Consider the following 18,137-nt stretch of genomic DNA (forward strand, 5'->3'; position numbering starts at 1 on the left):
TGGGAGTCATACTCTCTGCGTCAGCCTTGACCGCCCCTGCGGTCCTGGGACGGGGGACACACGCGACATTCCGGGACGTAAGAGGGTGAAAGGGCGCCGCGCATGCAGGGCACGGTCGACGGATTCAGCTACGGGATGGTCACACCGCTGGTGGCCTATCTCATGGCCTGCCTGGGCGGGGCCCTCGGACTGCGCTGCACCACGCGCGCGCTGCTGGTCGCCCAGTCCTGGCGCCCGGGCTGGCTCGCCCTCGGCTCGGCGGCGATCGGCTCCGGCATCTGGACGATGCACTTCGTCGCCATGATCGGCTTCACCATCAAGGGCGCCCCGATCCACTACGACCGGCCGATGACCTACGCGAGTCTCGCCATCGCCGTCGTCATGGTGGGCGTCGGGATCTTCATCGTCGGCTACCGGGGCGCCACCGGCTCGGCACTGTTCACCGGGGGCACGATCACCGGCCTGGGCGTCGCCTCCATGCACTACCTGGGTATGGCGGGGATGCGCTTCGACGGCGAGTTCCAGTACGACATCCTCACCGTCGCGGCCTCCGTGGTCGTCGCCGTCGTCGCGGCGACCACGGCCCTGTGGGCGGCCGGGCAGGTCAGAGGGTTCGTGTGGAGCGTCGGCGCGAGCCTCGTCATGGGCGTGGCCGTCAGCGGCATGCACTACATGGGCATGGCCGCCCTTACTGTCCACCTCCACGGCGGCACCGCCGCACCCACCGACGGCGACTCGCCGGCGGCGCTCCTCGCGCCGATGCTGATCGGCCCGCTGGCCTTCCTGCTCCTCGCCGGCGTCGTCGTGATGTTCGACCCGCTGATGGTCATGGGCAGGCCGGACTGGACCCCCGTCGACCACAAGCCCGGCGTCCCCGCCCGCGAACTGGTCGCGCACACCGCCCGTCGCCCCGCCGTACGCGCCCGCCGCACCGGCCGCACCCAGGACCACCCCCGCTCCCGCGCCCCGCAGAACCGCTGATCCGTCCCCGTTGTCAGTGGCGGGTCGTACGGTGGATGGCATGCGGCCCGTCTCACACATCGAACGCACGGTGGCGCCCTTCGAGGTCGTCAGCTCCTACCAGCCCAGCGGCGACCAGCCGCAGGCCATCGCCGACCTCGCCCGGCGCGTCGAGGCGGGCGAGAAGCACGTCGTCCTGCTCGGCGCCACCGGCACCGGCAAGTCCGCCACCACCGCGTGGATGATCGAGAAGCTCCAGCGCCCGACCCTGGTGATGGCGCCGAACAAGACACTGGCCGCCCAGCTGGCCAACGAGTTCCGCGAGCTGCTGCCGAACAACGCGGTCGAGTACTTCGTCTCGTACTACGACTACTACCAGCCCGAGGCCTACGTCCCGCAGTCGGACACGTACATCGAGAAGGACTCCTCGATCAACGAGGAGGTCGAGCGCCTGCGCCACTCCGCGACCAACTCGCTGCTCACCCGCCGCGACGTCGTCGTGGTCGCCTCCGTCTCTTGCATCTACGGCCTGGGCACCCCGCAGGAGTACGTCGACCGCATGGTCGCCCTCCGCGTCGGCGACGAGATCGACCGGGACGACCTGCTGCGCCGCTTCGTCGACATCCAGTACACGCGCAACGACATGGCCTTCACCCGCGGCACCTTCCGGGTCCGCGGCGACACCATCGAGATCTTCCCGGTCTACGAGGAGCTGGCCGTACGCATCGAGATGTTCGGCGACGAGATCGAGGCGCTGTCCACGCTGCACCCGATCACGGGCGAGATCATCAGCGACGACCAGCAGCTCTACGTGTTCCCCGCCTCGCACTACATCGCGGGCCCCGAGCGCATGGAGCGGGCGGTCAACGGCATCGAGAAGGAGCTCACCGAGCGCCTGGCCGAGCTGGAGAAGCAGGGCAAGCTCCTGGAAGCCCAGCGCCTGCGGATGCGCACCACCTACGACATCGAGATGCTCCGCCAGATCGGCACCTGCTCCGGCGTGGAGAACTACTCGATGCACTTCGACGACCGCGCCCCGGGCACCCCGCCCAACACCCTGCTGGACTACTTCCCGGAGGACTTCCTCCTCGTCATCGACGAGTCCCACGTCACCGTCCCGCAGATCGGCGCGATGTACGAGGGCGACGCCTCCCGCAAGCGCACCCTCGTCGAGCACGGCTTCCGGCTGCCCTCCGCGCTGGACAACCGCCCGCTGAAGTGGGAGGAGTTCCAACAGCGCATCGGGCAGACCGTGTACCTGTCGGCGACCCCGGGCCAGTACGAGCTCTCCCGCTCCGACGGCCAGGTCGAGCAGATCATCCGCCCCACCGGCCTCGTCGATCCGGAGGTCGTCGTCAAGCCCACCGAGGGCCAGATCGACGACCTGGTGCACGAGATCCGGACCCGGGTCGAGAAGGACGAGCGCGTCCTGGTCACCACGCTCACCAAGAAGATGGCCGAGGACCTCACCGACTACTTCCTCGAACTGGGCATCCAGGTGCGCTACCTGCACAGCGACGTCGACACCCTGCGCCGTGTCGAACTGCTGCGGGAGCTGCGCTCCGGCGAGTTCGACGTCCTGGTCGGCATCAACCTGCTGCGCGAGGGCCTCGACCTGCCCGAGGTGTCCCTGGTGGCCATCCTCGACGCCGACAAGGAGGGCTTCCTGCGCTCGGGCACCTCGCTCATCCAGACCATCGGCCGCGCCGCGCGCAACGTCTCCGGCCAGGTCCACATGTACGCCGACAAGATCACCCCGGCGATGGAGAAGGCCATCGAGGAGACCAACCGCCGCCGGGAGAAGCAGATCGCGTACAACACGGCGCACGGCATCGACCCGCAGCCGCTGCGCAAGAAGATCAACGACATCGTCGCGCAGATCGCCCGCGAGGACGTCGACACCGAGCAGCTGCTCGGCACCGGGTACCGCAAGTCCAAGGACGGCAAGGGCGCGAAGACCCCGGTGCCCTCGCTCGGCGTCCACACCGTCAAGGACAACGACGCGGCGAAGCCCGCCAAGTCCGCCAAGGGCAAGGCGAAGGCCAAGGCCGCGCAGGCCGCGCCGACCGACCGGCCGGCGGCCCAGCTCGCCGAGCAGATCGAGGAGATGACCGGGCGGATGCGGGCCGCGGCGGCCGACCTGCAGTTCGAGGTCGCCGCCCGGCTGCGCGACGAGGTCTCCGAGATGAAGAAGGAACTGCGCCAGATGCGCGAGGCCGGCCTCTCCTGACGCGGCCCGGGGGTGCCCGTCCGCGGCGGGACCGGGCACTCTCATGCGCGCTGTGTTGCAAGACCGACACAAACCGCGGACCGGTGTGCGGCGATGTGAGTGCCCCTGCGTAGGGTTCTTGGCAACCGCGGAATCCGCGGCAGCAGGGGAGATGTACGAGAGGGGAATCAGCCGTGACCGTCAACTTGACCAAGGGTCAGGCCATCAGTCTGCAGAAGAACGACGGGGGCAGCCTGGCCGCGGTCCGCATGGGTCTCGGCTGGCAGGCGGCCCCGCGCCGCGGCCTGTTCGGCTCGCGCACCCGCGAGATCGACCTCGACGCCTCCGCCGTGCTGTTCGCCGACAAGCAGCCCGTCGACGTGGTGTTCTTCCGCCACCTGGTCAGCGACGACGGCTCCGTGCGCCACACCGGTGACAACCTCGTCGGCGGCGCGGGCCAGGGCGGCGACGACGAGGCGATCCTCGTGGACCTCCAGCGCGTGCCGGTCCACATCGACCAGATAATCTTCACGGTCAACTCCTTCACCGGGCAGACCTTCCAGGAGGTGCAGAACGCGTTCTGCCGCCTGGTCGACGAGACCAACGGCCAGGAACTCGCCCGCTACACCCTCGCCGGCGGTGGCAACTACACCGCGCAGATCATGGCGAAGGTGCACCGCGCGGGCGCCGGCTGGACCATGACGGCCATCGGCGTCCCCGCCAACGGCCGCACCTTCCAGGACCTGATGCCGGCGATGCTGCCGCACCTGTAGGCCCACAGGTACCAGCCCAGGCACCCGCAGGCAGCCCCGAGAGGGCACGCCGAGCGGCCGCACGACACCACACGACGCAGTGACGCAGGGGGAAGGCGATGACGGCCGAGCTGGTGCGCGGGCAGAACCACCCGCTGACCGAGGTCCGCCTCGAAATACGCGTCTCGGCCGGCACACCGCTCGTGGCCGCGGCCACCCTCGGCGACGAGAACGGCAAGGTGCGCGGCGCCCAGTGGGTGGTCCACCCAGGGGCGCCCGCACGGCCCGGCCTCGAAGTGCCCCGGCAGGCCGCCGCCGGCCACCGGCTCGCGCTCGACCTCGGCGCGATGCCGGAGGCCGTGCACCGCGTCTCGGTGCTGCTGGCCCTGCCCGCCTCGGGGCCCGGGCGGTTCGGCGCGGTCGCCGCGCCCTTCGTCGCCGTCACCGGGCTCGACGGCACCGAGCTCGCCGGCTACACCATCATCGGCCTGGACGCCGAGACCGCCGTGATCGCCCTCGAGCTCTACCGGCGGCAGGGCGCCTGGAAGGTCCGCGCCGTCGGCCAGGGCTACGCGGGCGGCCTCGCCGAACTCCTCGCCGACCAGGGCCTGTCCGAGGCGCACCACCTGGCGGCCACCGTGGAGGAAGCGGTGGCCCGGGGCCTGGCCCGCTCGGTGGCGGCCCCGCCGCCGCGCCCCGCCGACGGCGACCGCGCCAGGCACACCGCCACGCCCGGACCGGAGCAGACCGGCCCCGCGTCCGCCTCCGCCTCCTCCGTCCAGCAGGCCGTGCCCAACACGGCACCGGCCCAGCCCGGCACTCCCCACCACAACTGGACCAACCGCGCGCCTGGACAACCGGCGCCGCAGCCGCCGTACGCGGACAACGACAGCCCCCGACCCCCGTACCCGGACGGCTCGCCACGGCCGGCCCCCGCCTCGGACCCCCAGCAACCGGTGCCCGCCACCGGCCCCCAGTCATCGGCGTCCACGCACGGCCCCGTCGACTACACCCACCCCCGCAGGCAGAGCACGGCCCCACCAACACCCCCGCCCACCGCACCCCCAGCACCGCCCGGACGGGCCGCGCAGCCGGTCGCCGGGGACGCGACCGGCTGGTCCATGGACGAGCGGCTCTACAACCAGGTCTGGGGCATGTTCGAGGACCTGGCCCGCACCACGGCCGCCTATCGAAGCGCCGTGGACTTCGCCGACTCGCGCCGGGACAAGGAACTCGACCAGGCCCTGTCCGACCCGCGCGGCAGGATGGGAGGGCAGGGCGACGCGGCCCGCGCGGCGGCGCACGCCAGGTACACCGCGCTCGTCGACCAGGCCCGGGCGGCCTTCGACCGCGACCTGGCCCAGCTCACCGCCGAGTCCGAGGTCGTCGAACCCGCGCTGCCGCCCGCCTTCGCGCGCTGGGACAACCCCGTCTGGCACGGCTACCGGGTGCCGATGGAGATCCCGATGGCGGTCCGCCTCGGCGACCTCCACCTGCCCGAGAACCCGTCCCTGCGCATCCCCATGCTGCAGAGGCTCCCGCTGGAGCGCGGTCTGTGGATCGACAGCGGCCGCTCCGCACTGTCCGACGACGACGTGTTCGCCGACGAGGGTGAGCTGCGCCGCCTGGCGATGGAGGCGGCCGTGGCACACGCGGCCCGGCTCCTCGCCGTCCACCCGGCCGGCGAGTTCGGCGTGCACGTCATCGACGCGGCCGGGGCAGCGGCGCGGACGCTTGCCCCGCTGGTGCGCAGCGGGGTGCTCGCCGCACCGCCCGCGGCGGGCGCCGCGGGAGTCGCGGACGTCCTCGGCCGGCTGACGCAGCGGGTCGACCTCGTGCAGATGGCGGTGCGCGGCGGCGCCCCGGACGCGCTGCCGCCCGGCTTCGACACCTCCGAGCAGCTCCTCGTCGTCAACGACTTCCCGCACGGTTTCGACGACCGCGCCGTCAACCAGTTGCGCTATCTCGCGGACGAGGGCCCGGCGGTCGGCGTCCATCTGATGATGGTCGCCGACCGCGAGGACGCCACCGCCTACGGCCCGCTGCTCGACCCGCTGTGGCGTTCGCTCCTGCGCCTCACCCCGGTCCCCGACGACCACCTCGCCGACCCCTGGGTCGGGCATGCCTGGACCTACGAACCGGCGCTGGTCCCGGCGGGCAGCCGGGTGCTGGAGCAGGTGCTGGCGCAGGTCGCCGCAGCCCGACGCGAGTGGAACAGGTGAGGGCTGGGCGCGGACTGTACCAAGAGAAAGTAAAGGTCTCTGACCTGGCGTTTTGATCTTTTCTTTGCCAGATGCTTTACCTTTCCTTGGTGTTTCGGGTACTGTTTTCCCCACGGAGGGGAGTACTCCCGTCTGCTGCGGCGTACCCGTCAATACGGATCAGGCCAGATCCCGGGGCGCCGGCCCGTCACAGGGTGGAAGAGACCTCCGGCAGCGATGACGCTGACACCTTTGCCGTGACTGACGTACCTGCCGGAGGCGCAGTGGATGTATCGATGACCCTGTGGGTCCTTACTGTCGGGGGCCTCGCCGCCCTGATCGCGGTCGACTTCCTCATCGGGCGCAAGCCCCATGAGGTGTCGGTCAAAGAAGCCGGGATCTGGACCGCCGTCTGGGTCGCGCTGGCCTGCCTCTTCGGACTCGGCCTGCTCCTCTTCGCGGGCGGCGCCCCCGCGGGTGAGTTCTTCGCGGGCTTCGTCACCGAGAAGTCGCTGAGCGTCGACAACCTCTTCGTCTTCGTGCTGATCATGGCGAAGTTCGCCGTGCCCCCGCGGTACCAGCAGCGCGTGCTGCTCGTCGGCGTCCTCATAGCCCTGGTGCTGCGGGCCGTCTTCATCGCCGCCGGCGCCGCGATCCTCACGAGCTTCTCGTGGGTCTTCTACCTCTTCGGCGCCTTCCTGATCTGGACCGCCTGGAAGCTCGTCATGGAGGCCCGCGCCGAGGCCGAGGACGAGGAGTACGAGGAGAACAAGCTGCTCCAGGCCGTCGAGCGCCGCTTCGGAGTCGCCGACCGCTACCACGGCACCAAGCTGTGGATCCGGCAGAACGGCAAGCGCGTGATGACGCCGATGCTGGTCGTGATGCTCGCGATCGGCACCACCGACATCCTGTTCGCCCTGGACTCCATACCCGCGATCTTCGGCCTGACCCAGGACCCGTACATCGTCTTCACCGCCAACGCCTTCGCGCTGATGGGTCTGAGGCAGCTGTACTTCCTGATCGGCGGACTGCTGAAGAAGCTGGTCCACCTCTCCTACGGCCTGTCGGTCATCCTCGGCTTCATCGGCGTCAAGCTGGTGCTGCACGCGCTGCACGAGTCCGGCGTCCACGTCCCGGAGATCAGCATTCCGGTCTCCCTCGGCGTGATCTGCGCGGTCCTGGCCGTCACCACGATCACCAGTCTGCTGGCCACCAGGAAGCAGACCGCCGCCAAGGAGGTGCGAGAACTGGACGAGGACGCCCCGAGGGACAGCGTCGGTGTCTGACCGGAGTGCGAACCGTGCCCGCCTTTGGGACGATCGCCTCATGCTGACGCGGCTCAGGGCGTTCATGGCGGCTTGGACGACCACGGTGCCGGTGCTCGCGGTTGTTTTGCTGATCCTCACCTGGGGTCGCGCCCTGCCCGCCGCGGTCGTCGTACTGGTGACCCTCGTCCTCGCCGGCTCGGTCCTGGCCGCGGTGCACCACGCCGAAGTGGTCGCCCACCGGGTCGGGGAGCCCTTCGGCTCCCTGGTCCTCGCCATCGCCGTCACGATCATCGAGGTCGCGCTCATCGTCACCCTGATGATCGACGGCGGCGACAAGAGCGCGACCCTGGCCAGGGACACGGTGTTCGCCGCCGTGATGATCACCTGCAACGGCGTGGTGGGCCTGAGCCTTCTCGTCGGCTCGCTGAGGCACGGCACGGCGGTGTTCAACGCCGAGGGCACCGGCGCCGCCCTCGCCACGGTGGCCACCCTGGCCACGCTCAGCCTGGTCCTGCCGACGTTCACCACCAGCCGGCCGGGCCCGCAGTTCTCCGGCGTGCAGCTCACCTTCGCGGCGCTGTCGTCCCTGATCCTGTACGGGCTGTTCGTGGCTACGCAGACCGTGCGGCACCGTGACTACTTCCTGCCCATCACCCGGCAGGGCGAGGTGATCACCTCCGACGACCACGCCCGGCGTCCCTCCGCCCGCACCGCCGGGATCAGCCTCGGCCTGCTCGGTCTGGCCCTGGTCGGCGTGGTCGGGCTCGCCAAGGGCGTGTCGCCCACCATCGAGTCCGGTGTGGCGGCGGCCGGTCTGCACCACGCGGTCGTCGGTGTGATCATCGCCTTGCTGGTGCTGCTGCCCGAGACCATCGCGGCGCTGCGGTCCGCCCGGCGCGACCGGGTGCAGACCAGCCTCAACCTGGCGCTCGGCTCGGCGATGGCCAGCATCGGCCTGACCATCCCGGCTGTCGCGCTGGCGTCCGTCTGGCTTCCCGGCCCCCTCGTCCTCGGCCTGGGCTCCACGCACATGCTGCTGCTCCTGCTCACCGTCGTGGTCGCCTCGCTGACCGTGGTGCCGGGTCGGGCCACACCGCTCCAGGGCGGTGTCCACCTGGTGATCTTCGCTGCCTACCTGGAACTGGCCATCAACCCCTAGAGCCCAGGTGGCCGGTGGTCGGCGTCCTCCCGCTCACCCGACGACGGGCTCCGGGGCCGTGACGGGCACGGGGCGTGTCTCCGGCAGCAACGCGAAGCACGCCAGCCCCAGCAGCGCGAGGGCGGTCAGATACGCGCCCACACCCCACGGGACGCGGCCGCCGCCCTCGGACAGCGCCGTGGCCACGATCGGGGTGAGGGCGCCGCCGAGGACCCCGCCGAGGTTGTAGCCCACCGCCGCGCCCGTGCAGCGCACCCGGGGCTCGAACAGCTCCGGCAGGTACGCCCCGATCACGCCGAACATCGTGACGAAGGCGAGCAGCGCACCCAGGAAACCGGCGAACATCGCCAGGGGAGCCCCGGTGGCCAGCAGCATCACCATCGGGAACATCCACAGGGCGCACGCGGCGCAGCCCACCAGGCACAGCGGCCTGCGCCCGTAACGGTCCCCGAGCAGAGCCGCCACCGGTGTGAAGGCGCCCTTGACCACCACCGCCGCCATGACACACCCCAGCACGACGGTACGGCTCACCCCCAGCCGCCGCGTCGCGTACGCCAGGGACCACGTCGTCACCGTGTAGAAGACCGCGTAGCCGACGGCCAGCGCGCCCGCCGTCAGCAGCACCAGCCGGCCGTGCCGGCGCACGACCTCGACGAGCGGCACGCGCGCGTGCGCACCGATCTCCAGGAAACGGGGGCTCTCCGCGAGCGAGGACCGCAGCCACACCCCGGCCACCGCCGGCACCGCGGCCGCCCAGAACGGCACCCGCCACCCCCACTCGGCGAACTGGGCGTCGGTGAGGAACGCCGACAGCGCCAGCATCACCCCGTTGGCGAGGAGGAACCCCACCGACGGCCCCACCTGCGGAAAGCTCGCCCACAGTCCCCGTCGCGCCGCCGGGGCGTGCTCCGCCGTGAGCAGCACCGCCCCACCCCACTCGCCCCCGAGCCCCAGCCCCTGCAGAAAGCGCAGGGCGACCAGCAGCACGGGAGCGGCCACGCCGGCCGTGCCGTACGCCGGCACGCACCCGACCGCGACGGTCGACGCCCCCGTCAGCAGCAGCGAGGCCACGAGCACCGGCCGCCGCCCGTGCCGGTCGCCGATGTGGCCGAACAGCACCGAGCCGAGCGGCCGGGCCAGGAACCCCGCGCCGAAGGTGCCGAACGCCGCCAGCGTCCCGGCCGCGGGCGAGAAGGCGGGGAAGAACAGCGGGCCGAGGACCAGGGCCGCCGCGGTGCCGTAGACGAAGAAGTCGTAGAACTCGATGGCGGTCCCGGCCAGCGAGGCGGCGGCGAGCCGCGGCATGGACGAGGTGCTCACGGTGCGTACGGTGCGCATGCCGCGTCAACCACCCGGAGTGACCAGGGGTTACGGGGCGCGCGGAGGCACGGACGGCGCCGGGGAGCGCGGCGGGCGCGCCGTGATAGACCGGGTGCGAGCGGTGGTCATGACGGCCGGCCGCCGTACGACGAACGGACCGGAGGAACCGTGCCCCGCACCCTGGCCAACGCGCCGATCATGATCCTCAACGGCCCCAACCTGAACCTCCTCGGGCAGCGCCAGCCGGAGATCTACGGCTCCGACACGCTCGCCGACGTCGAGGCACTGTGCGCCGAGGCGGCGGCCGCGCACGGCGGCACGGTGGACTTCCGCCAGTCCAACCACGAGGGGGAGCTGGTCGACTGGATCCACGAGGCACGGCGGCACCACTGCGGCATCGTGATCAATCCGGCCGCCTACTCGCACACCTCCGTCGCGATCCTGGACGCGCTGAACACCTGCGACGGGCTGCCGGTGGTGGAGGTCCACATCTCCAACATCCACCAGCGGGAGTCCTTCCGGCACCACTCCTACGTCTCGCTGCGCGCCGACGGCGTCATCGCGGGCTGCGGTGTGCAGGGCTACGCCTTCGCGGTGGAGCGGGTCGCGGCCCTGGCGGGCCCGGCGCGGGCGGACGCGTAGCCCGCTCCGCGCGGCGGCGCGGGCCGGGGCCGCCGGCCGAGGGCGGGGTTGGAGGCCGGCGGCCCGTACCGCGCAGGAGCCGTCATCCTGTGCGGGGCTGCTCCCAGTTGACCGCGTGGCGGGAGGGGCGAGGAGCGCGCGCGTGCCACCGGCGCGTGTGAAGGCTTCACACGGGGCGCGAGCGGCGCGCAGTGCCGGCGGCGCGCCGGCGGTTCACCACCCGCGCGCGTGCCACTGGGGCAGGTGCGGACGCTCCGCGCCCAGCGTGGTGTCGTTGCCGTGGCCCGGATAGACCCAGGTCTCGTCCGGGAGCACGTCGAAGATCTTCGTCTCGACGTCGTGGATGAGACTCGCGAACGCCTCCGGGTCCTTGAACGTGTTGCCCACGCCGCCCGGGAAGAGGCAGTCGCCCGTGAACACGTGCGGGTGCCCGTGCGGGTCGTCGTAGACCAGCGCGATGGAGCCCGGCGTGTGGCCCACCAGGTGCCGTGCGGTCAGTTCCACCCGGCCCACCCGGATCGTGTCGCCGTCGTCGACGAGCACGTCGGTGGGCACGGGAATGCCCTCGGCGTCGTCGCGTCCCGCATAGGTACGCGCGCGCGTGGCCGCCACCACCTCGGCCAGCGCCCGCCAGTGGTCGCCGTGCCGGTGGGTGGTGACGACGGAGGCGATGCCGTCGTCACCGATCATGCCGAGCAGGGTGTGCGCGTCGTTGGCCGCGTCGATCAGCAACTGCTCGTCGGTGGCCCGGCAGCGCAGCAGATAGGCGTTGTTGTCCATCGGGCCGACCGCGATCTTGGTGATCATCAGGTCCTTCAGCTCGTGCACGTCCGCCGGGCCGCCGACCCTCACCTCTCCGCTGTACGTCATGGCCGTCAGCCTATAGCGGTGAGCGGCCCGTGGATCGTCCACGCGCTGCGGCGGACGGCGGCCCGGGGCCGAGCCCGTGCGCTACAGCGGCGGGAGTGCCGGCAGCGCGCCGCCCTCGGCCGTCAGCGCCGCGCCGTCGCGGCGTCCGGCGAGCCAGCCCAGCAGGTCCGCGGGCGCCCCGGTGACCGTGATCTCCGGTTCGGCCGCCTCCTGGCCGGTGCTCCACGCGCGCGTGCCGTCCGTCAGCCGGGTCGGCGGCACGTCCGGGTTCCCGGTGAACCGCCGGGCGAGGAAGTCGATCTCCCGCTCGGTGAACTCCGCCGGCAGGTCCTCCAGCTCGTAGCCGATGCCGAGGTCCACGTGGTGCAGCTCTACCTCTGCCCAGCGCCGGAAGGGCACCCGGGAGGCTGAGTCGGTGACCCCGTTGCGCAGCTCCACCGTGCGCGACCAGTCCGCCGGGGCGGCCCCCGTCTCCTGGAAGCGGGCCCCGCTCTCGCGCACGTCGGCGAGCTGGGCCTCCAGGGGACGCCGGGCGTCCCGCTCGATGTCGGCGTCCCGGGCCTCGCCGGAGACGTACATGGGACGTCCCTCGAGGACGTTCACGAGTGCGTCCGCGTTGCGGGCGACGTGGGCGAGGACATGACCCCGGGTCCAGCCGGGCAGCCGTGACTGGTCGGTCACACCTGCGTTGTCCAGCTTGGCGGCTGCGGTGAGCAGTCGCTCGGTGGCGCTGCGCACAGACTCCAGGTCGCGTACGTGATCAATCATGGCTCCGACCCTAGCCGGGGCACACGTTCGGGTGAAGGTGGCCGACTGCGCCCGTAAATCGAATGCACGTGCTATAAGGTCGGAGGCGGCGTCGGGCATGCTGGAGGGCCGGGGATTGTTGACCGTCCAGGCGCATCCGGGAATCCCACCCGGCGTTGTCAGTGGCTCCCCCTAGTCTGAGAAAGCACGGGGGCCCCGCCCCTGTCACTTCTCTCAAGAAAGGTGCGGACCGGCGTGGCCGACCGTCTCATCGTCCGTGGCGCGCGCGAGCACAACCTGAAGAACGTCTCGCTCGACCTGCCTCGGGACTCGCTCATCGTCTTCACGGGCCTGTCCGGGTCGGGCAAGTCCTCCCTGGCCTTCGACACCATCTTCGCCGAGGGCCAGCGGCGCTACGTGGAGTCGCTCTCCTCGTACGCCCGGCAGTTCCTCGGCCAGATGGACAAGCCGGACGTCGACTTCATCGAGGGCCTCTCCCCGGCGGTCTCCATCGACCAGAAGTCGACCTCGCGCAACCCGCGCTCCACGGTCGGCACCATCACCGAGGTCTACGACTACCTGCGCCTGCTCTTCGCCCGCATCGGCAAGCCGCACTGCCCCGAGTGCGGCCGCCCGATCTCGCGCCAGTCGCCGCAGGCGATCGTCGACCGGGTCCTGGAGCTGCCGGAGGGCAGCCGCTTCCAGGTGCTCGCCCCGCTGGTGCGTGAGCGCAAGGGCGAGTTCGTCGACCTGTTCGCCGACCTTCAGACCAAGGGCTACTCCCGCGCGCGCGTGGACGGCGAGACGATCCAGCTCGCCAGTCCGCCCACGCTGAAGAAGCAGGAGAAGCACACCATCGAGGTGGTCGTCGACCGCCTCACCGTGAAGGACGGCGCCAAGCGCCGTCTGACCGACTCCGTCGAGACCGCCCTCGGGCTCTCGGGCGGCATGGTCGTGCTCGACTTCGTCGACCTCCCCGAGGACGACCCCGAGCGCGAGCGCATGTACTCCGAGCACCTGTACTGCCCCTACGACGACCTGTCGTTCGAGGAGCTGGAGCCCCGCTCCTTCTCCTTCAACTCGCCCTTCGGCGCCTGCCCCGAGTGCACCGGCATCGGCACGCGCATGGAGGTCGACCCCGAACTGATCGTCCCCGACGAGGACAAGAGCCTCGACGAGGGCGCCATCCACCCCTGGTCGCACGGGCACACCAAGGACTACTTCGGCCGCCTGGTCGGCGCCCTCGCCGACGCGCTGGGCTTCCGCACCGACATCCCCTTCGCGGGCCTGCCCCAGCGCGCCAAGAAGGCCCTGCTGTACGGCCACAAGACCCAGATCGAGGTCCGCTACCGCAACCGTTACGGGCGCGAGCGCGTCTACACCACGCCCTTCGAGGGCGCGGTCCCCTTCGTCAAGCGCCGGCACAGCGAGGCCGAGAGCGACGCCGGCCGCGAGCGCTTCGAGGGCTACATGCGCGAGGTCCCCTGCCCCACCTGCGAGGGCACCCGCCTCAAGCCCGTCGTCCTCGCGGTCACGCTCATGGGCAAGTCGATCGCCGAGATCTCCGCCATGTCCATCAGCGACTGCGCGGACTTCCTCGGCGAGCTGAAGCTCACCGCCCGCGACAAGAAGATCGCCGAGCGCGTGCTCAAGGAGGTCAACGAGCGGCTGCGGTTCCTGGTCGACGTCGGTTTGGACTATCTGTCCCTCAACCGTGCGGCCGGCACGCTCTCCGGCGGCGAGGCCCAGCGCATCCGCCTGGCCACCCAGATCGGTTCCGGCCTCGTGGGCGTCCTCTACGTCCTCGACGAGCCGTCCATCGGCCTGCACCAGCGCGACAACCACCGGCTGATCGAAACGCTGGTCCGGCTCAGGGACATGGGCAACACGCTCATCGTCGTCGAGCACGACGAGGACACCATCAAGGTCGCCGACTGGGTCGTCGACATCGGTCCCGGGGCCGGCGAGCACGGCGGCAAGGTTGTGCACAGCGGCTCCCTGAAGGAACTGCTCGCGAACGCCGAGTCGCAGACCGGTCAGTACCTCTCCGGCAAGAAGTCGATCCCGCTGCCCGACATCCGGCGTCCGCGCGACCCCGCTCGGCAGCTCACGGTGCACGGCGCGCGCGAGAACAACCTCCAGGACATCGACGTGTCCTTCCCGCTCGGCGTCTTCACGGCCGTCACCGGCGTCTCCGGGTCCGGCAAGTCGACGCTGGTCAACGACATCCTCTACACCCACCTGGCACGCGAGCTGAACGGCGCGCGGAACGTGCCGGGCCGGCACACGCGCGTGGACGGCGACGACCTCGTGGACAAGGTCGTGCACGTCGACCAGTCGCCCATCGGCCGCACCCCGCGGTCCAACCCGGCGACGTACACCGGCGTCTTCGACCACATCCGCAAGCTGTTCGCCGAGACCACCGAGGCGAAGGTCCGCGGTTACCTGCCCGGCCGCTTCTCCTTCAACGTCAAGGGCGGCCGCTGCGAGAACTGCGCGGGCGACGGCACGATCAAGATCGAGATGAACTTCCTCCCGGACGTCTACGTCCCCTGCGAGGTCTGCCACGGAGCCCGGTACAACCGGGAGACCCTGGAGGTCCACTACAAGGGCAAGTCCATCGCCGACGTGCTGAACATGCCGATCGAGGAGGCGACAGACTTCTTCGAGGCCGTCCCGGCGATCGCCCGCCACCTCAGGACCCTCAAGGACGTCGGCCTCGGCTACGTCAGGCTCGGCCAGTCCGCGACCACCCTGTCGGGCGGCGAGGCCCAGCGCGTCAAGCTCGCCAGCGAACTGCAGCGCCGCTCCACCGGACGCACGGTCTACGTCCTGGACGAGCCGACCACCGGTCTGCACTTCGAGGACATCAGCAAGCTGCTGAAGGTCCTGTCCGGCCTGGTCGACAAGGGCAACACGGTCATCGTCATCGAGCACAACCTCGATGTGATCAAGACGGCAGACTGGGTCGTCGACATGGGCCCGGAGGGCGGCGCGGGCGGCGGCCTGGTGGTCGCCGAGGGCACCCCCGAGCAGGTCGCCGGCGTTCCGGCCAGCCACACCGGCAAGTTCCTGCGCGAGATCCTGGGCGCGGACCGGATCAGCGACGCCGAGCCGGTGAAGACCCCGCGCAGGGCCGCCGCCAAGAAGGCCGTCGCGGCGGCCTCGACGGCGCGGCGCACGGCCACCGCCAAGACGGTGAACAGCACCGCGGTCAAGAAGGCCGCGCCCGCGAAGAGGGCCACGCGCACGCGCAAGGCCTGAGACGTCGGCGCCTGGTCACGGCGGGCGGCCCCGTGGATCACCCCACGGGGCCGCCCGCCGTATGCGCCCGGAGCGGCCGCGCGGACGACCGGGCCTGGCCTACGGCTCGCCCACCTCGAAGGCGTACGGCGGCTCCGCGCCTGCGCGGGAGCAGGTGACCGCCGCCGCCCGGGCCGCGAACCGCAGCAGCCCCCTCCAGCCCTCGGCGCCGAGGCCCGCGACCCCCTCAGGGGAAAGGGCGTCACGGACGGAAAGACCGTGCAGCAGGGCGGCGTTGACCGTGTCGCCCGCGCCGATGGTGTCCACGACGGCGACCTTCTCGCCCGGTACGGAGTACTCCGCGCCGCCCCGCACATGGGCGGTGAGGCCGTCGCCGCCGTGGGTGATCACGACCGCCGAGGGCCCGGCGGCCAGCCACTGGCGCGGGGTGCCGCCCAGCCACCGCGCGTCCTCCTCCGACAGCTTCAGCAGGGACACCGAGGGCAGCCAGCCCAGAAAACGCGCCCGGTAGGCGTCCGCGTCGGCGATCAGCCCCGGCCGGACGTTCGGGTCGAGCGCGGTGAACAGGCCCTGGGCGGCAGCCGCCCGCAGCAGCTTCTCGTAGGCGCTCGCGCCCGGCTCCAGCACCAGCGAACAGGTGCCGAACGACACCGCGCGGGTGCCCTCCGGCAGTCCGGCGGGTGCCGTGAACAGGCGGTCGGCGGTGCCGTCGACGTAGAAGGAGTACGCGGCGGATCCGCCGGCGTCCACCGTCGCGACGGCCAGCGTCGTCGGCTCGGGACCGCGCTGCACCCCCGAGACGTCCACGCCCGCCCGCCGCAGCCCCTCGAGCAGGGCTCCGCCGAAGGCGTCCTCGGAGGTCCGTGAGCAGAAGGCCGTGCGGGAGCCGAGGCGGCCGAGCGCGACGGCCGTGTTGTAGGGGCCGCCGCCGAGCGCCGGCTTGAGCTGCGCGAGGGCGCCCGTGCCCTGCGGTACCAGGTCGATCAGGGCCTCACCGGCGACGACGATCACGAGAGGGTTCCTTTCTCGGGCTGCTCGGGGCAACCGCAGGACGTGCGGTGGACGAAGGCGCAGGGCAGACGGACGGTCCGCGGGGCCCGGTCCGGGTCGGCGAGGCGGTCCAGCAGCAGCCGGACCGCCCGGGCGCCGAGCTCCCTGCCGGGCTGGGCGACGGCGGTCAGCCGGGGGGAGAACAGTTCGGCCCAGTCGAAGTCGTCGAAGCAGCACAGCGCCATGTCGGCGGGTACCGACAGGCCGTGCTCGCGCAGGGCGCGCAGGGCGCCGATCGTCATCGCGTTGTTGGCCGTGACCAGTGCCGTGGGCGGCACCGCGAGGGACAGCAGGGCCGCGGTGGCGCGCTGGGCGCCCTCGGCGGTGGAGTCGCCGTGTACCACGAGCCGCTCGTCGTGGGCAAGCCCGGCGGCGGCCAGTCCGTGCCGGTAGCCGGTGATCCGCTCGCTGCTCGTGCTGAGGCCCGGCGCCCCCGCGACGATGGCGATCCGGCGGTGGCCGAGGCCGGCGAGGTGGGAGACCAGACGGGCCGTGGGTTCGGCGCTGTCCGCGCAGATCTGGTCGAAGTACGGCGGGCCGGCCGCCCCGGTGATCGCCTCGGTGTCCACGAGCCGGTCCAGGAACACGGTCGGCACCGCGTGCCGGGCGAGGTGGGCCACGAGTTCGCGCGGTGCGGCGGAAGGGGCGACGATCACGCCGTCCACGCGGCGCTCGTGCAGCAGCCGGACCGCCCTGAGCTCGTGCACCGGGTCGTCGTGCGGGTCGGCGATGAGCAGGCTGTACCCGTGTTCCAGGGCGCTCGCCTCGACCCCCTGGAGGATCTCGGTGAAGTACGGGTTGCTGATCGCGGAGACCGCGAGGCCGATGGAGCGGGTGCGGGAGGTGACCAGAGAGCGGGCGAGACCGTTCGGCGTGTAGCCGAGCTCCTCGACCGCGTCGAGCACCGCCTGGCGGGTGTGGGGGAGTACCGGGCGGGTGCCGTTCAGGACGTGCGAGACGGTCGCCACGGAGACTCCGGCGCTCCGCGCCACGTCGGCCATGGTGGGCATCGTGTTCGGCCTCCCGCGTCCCCTCCGGCCCGCTGAGCGCGCCGTGAAGGACGTACGGCGACGGGTGCGCGGGCTCCGTGGCCGGGAACGTACCCCATCGGCGCCGCCCGCGTAAACGCTTGCGCAAGCGTTTACGCGGGCGGCGCCCCGCCCGCGTCCGCCTCGGCCGGCGGCGGTATCGTCGGCTCGCAGACCCCTTTGACACGTGGAGATCCTCATGCCGGGCCGTCCTTCCGCGAGCCGCCGTACCGTCCTGCGCGGGGCGGCCGTCACCCCGGTCGCCGGGCTCGGGCTCGCCGCCTGCGGACCGGGCGGCGGAACCTCGGCGCCCGCGACCCCCACCGCGCCGGTCGACCTCGGTGCCGAGAGCGAGGTCCCCAAGGGCGGAGCCAAGCTGTACCGGGACCACAACGTCGTCGTCAGCCGGGACGCGAACGGCACCCTGAAGGCGTTCAGCACGATCTGCACCCACGCGGGATGCCCGATCAACAAGCTCCAGGGCACGACTCTGGTGTGCCCCTGCCACGGCAGCGAGTTCGACGCGACCACCGGCAAGGTGGTGCGGTCACCGGCCACCGACCCCCTGGCCTCGCTCCCGGTGCGCGCGGAAGGCGGCAAGATCGTTGCGGGCCCCGGTTCCTGATCAGGGCCTGGGCCGCACCCCTCGTCCCGGTGCGGGAACGGC

General features: G+C 71.7%; 14 protein-coding genes. 9 read left to right on the top strand and 5 right to left on the bottom strand.

The features are described from left to right. Window positions 1-102: 102 nt before the first annotated feature. The 6 genes from IE217_RS01925 (at window position 103) to IE217_RS01950 (ending at window position 8,549) form a co-directional block, all read left to right on the top strand. On the top strand, window positions 103-981 hold the full coding sequence (locus IE217_RS01925) for an MHYT domain-containing protein (protein ID WP_190175895.1): 879 nt from the start codon (window positions 103-105) through the stop codon (window positions 979-981). 40 nt (window positions 982-1,021) lie between these two features. After that, window positions 1,022-3,190, top strand: coding sequence for an excinuclease ABC subunit UvrB (uvrB, locus tag IE217_RS01930; protein WP_190175896.1), 2,169 nt, complete (start codon window positions 1,022-1,024; stop codon window positions 3,188-3,190). A gap of 173 nt (window positions 3,191-3,363) precedes the next feature. Next, window positions 3,364-3,942, top strand: a complete 579-nt coding sequence (locus IE217_RS01935) for a TerD family protein (RefSeq protein WP_190175897.1) — start codon at window positions 3,364-3,366, stop codon at window positions 3,940-3,942. Window positions 3,943-4,040: 98 nt separating this feature from the next. After that, the gene (locus tag IE217_RS01940; RefSeq protein ID WP_190175898.1) at window positions 4,041-6,143 is read left to right on the top strand and encodes a TerD family protein; all 2,103 of its coding nucleotides are present in this window, start codon (window positions 4,041-4,043) and stop codon (window positions 6,141-6,143) included. 263 nt (window positions 6,144-6,406) lie between these two features. Beyond that, window positions 6,407-7,408, top strand: a complete 1,002-nt coding sequence (locus IE217_RS01945) for a TerC family protein (RefSeq protein WP_190175899.1) — start codon at window positions 6,407-6,409, stop codon at window positions 7,406-7,408. A gap of 40 nt (window positions 7,409-7,448) precedes the next feature. Continuing rightward, window positions 7,449-8,549 (top strand): calcium:cation antiporter, encoded by a 1,101-nt coding sequence (locus IE217_RS01950; protein ID WP_190175900.1) that lies wholly within the window; start codon window positions 7,449-7,451, stop codon window positions 8,547-8,549. Window positions 8,550-8,582: 33 nt separating this feature from the next. On the opposite strand, the gene IE217_RS01955 is transcribed toward IE217_RS01950, so the two are convergent. Beyond that, window positions 8,583-9,854 (bottom strand): MFS transporter, encoded by a 1,272-nt coding sequence (locus IE217_RS01955; protein WP_190176089.1) that lies wholly within the window; start codon window positions 9,852-9,854, stop codon window positions 8,583-8,585. Between the two features lie 183 nt (window positions 9,855-10,037). Between IE217_RS01955 and aroQ the strand changes: the two genes are divergently transcribed. Next, window positions 10,038-10,511: a type II 3-dehydroquinate dehydratase gene (aroQ, locus tag IE217_RS01960; RefSeq protein WP_190175901.1), complete on the top strand. Its 474-nt coding sequence runs from the start codon at window positions 10,038-10,040 to the stop codon at window positions 10,509-10,511. Window positions 10,512-10,724: 213 nt separating this feature from the next. Here aroQ and IE217_RS01965 read toward each other — a convergent pair whose 3' ends face one another. Then, window positions 10,725-11,381 (bottom strand): MBL fold metallo-hydrolase, encoded by a 657-nt coding sequence (locus tag IE217_RS01965; RefSeq protein ID WP_190175902.1) that lies wholly within the window; start codon window positions 11,379-11,381, stop codon window positions 10,725-10,727. Between the two features lie 81 nt (window positions 11,382-11,462). Next, window positions 11,463-12,149, bottom strand: coding sequence for a maleylpyruvate isomerase family mycothiol-dependent enzyme (locus IE217_RS01970; protein ID WP_190175903.1), 687 nt, complete (start codon window positions 12,147-12,149; stop codon window positions 11,463-11,465). 234 nt (window positions 12,150-12,383) lie between these two features. Between IE217_RS01970 and uvrA the strand changes: the two genes are divergently transcribed. Next, window positions 12,384-15,392, top strand: coding sequence for an excinuclease ABC subunit UvrA (gene uvrA / locus IE217_RS01975; protein ID WP_190175904.1), 3,009 nt, complete (start codon window positions 12,384-12,386; stop codon window positions 15,390-15,392). Between the two features lie 99 nt (window positions 15,393-15,491). Here the strand turns inward: uvrA and IE217_RS01980 are convergent, their stop codons facing one another. Together IE217_RS01980 and IE217_RS01985 are read right to left on the bottom strand one after the other, a co-directional pair. After that, window positions 15,492-16,403, bottom strand: coding sequence for a carbohydrate kinase family protein (locus tag IE217_RS01980; protein ID WP_190175905.1), 912 nt, complete (start codon window positions 16,401-16,403; stop codon window positions 15,492-15,494). After that, window positions 16,400-17,452, bottom strand: a complete 1,053-nt coding sequence (locus IE217_RS01985; protein WP_190175906.1) for a LacI family DNA-binding transcriptional regulator — start codon at window positions 17,450-17,452, stop codon at window positions 16,400-16,402. The genes IE217_RS01980 and IE217_RS01985 overlap by 4 nt, the downstream gene beginning before the upstream one ends. A 217-nt stretch (window positions 17,453-17,669) precedes the next feature. On the opposite strand from IE217_RS01985, the gene IE217_RS01990 reads away from it, so the two are divergent. Continuing rightward, window positions 17,670-18,095, top strand: a complete 426-nt coding sequence (locus tag IE217_RS01990; protein WP_190175907.1) for a Rieske (2Fe-2S) protein — start codon at window positions 17,670-17,672, stop codon at window positions 18,093-18,095. The last annotated feature ends 42 nt before the right edge of the window (window positions 18,096-18,137 follow it).

Origin of the sequence: Streptomyces naganishii JCM 4654 (assembly GCF_014650575.1) — a bacterium.
Classification (GTDB): domain Bacteria; phylum Actinomycetota; class Actinomycetes; order Streptomycetales; family Streptomycetaceae; genus Streptomyces; species Streptomyces naganishii.

Excerpts from the sequence above, each read along its gene's own strand:
- IE217_RS01925 (WP_190175895.1), top strand. The coding sequence starts at position 103 with ATGCAGGGCACGGTCGACGGATTCAGCTACGGGATGGTCACACCGCTG.
- IE217_RS01955 (WP_190176089.1), bottom strand. The coding sequence starts at position 9,854 with ATGCCGCGGCTCGCCGCCGCCTCGCTGGCCGGGACCGCCATCGAGTTC.
- IE217_RS01950 (WP_190175900.1), top strand. The coding sequence starts at position 7,449 with ATGCTGACGCGGCTCAGGGCGTTCATGGCGGCTTGGACGACCACGGTG.
- IE217_RS01940 (WP_190175898.1), top strand. The coding sequence starts at position 4,041 with ATGACGGCCGAGCTGGTGCGCGGGCAGAACCACCCGCTGACCGAGGTC.
- IE217_RS01990 (WP_190175907.1), top strand. The coding sequence starts at position 17,670 with ATGCCGGGCCGTCCTTCCGCGAGCCGCCGTACCGTCCTGCGCGGGGCG.
- IE217_RS01970 (WP_190175903.1), bottom strand. The coding sequence starts at position 12,149 with ATGATTGATCACGTACGCGACCTGGAGTCTGTGCGCAGCGCCACCGAG.
- IE217_RS01985 (WP_190175906.1), bottom strand. The coding sequence starts at position 17,452 with ATGCCCACCATGGCCGACGTGGCGCGGAGCGCCGGAGTCTCCGTGGCG.
- uvrB (WP_190175896.1), top strand. The coding sequence starts at position 1,022 with ATGCGGCCCGTCTCACACATCGAACGCACGGTGGCGCCCTTCGAGGTC.
- IE217_RS01965 (WP_190175902.1), bottom strand. The coding sequence starts at position 11,381 with ATGACGTACAGCGGAGAGGTGAGGGTCGGCGGCCCGGCGGACGTGCAC.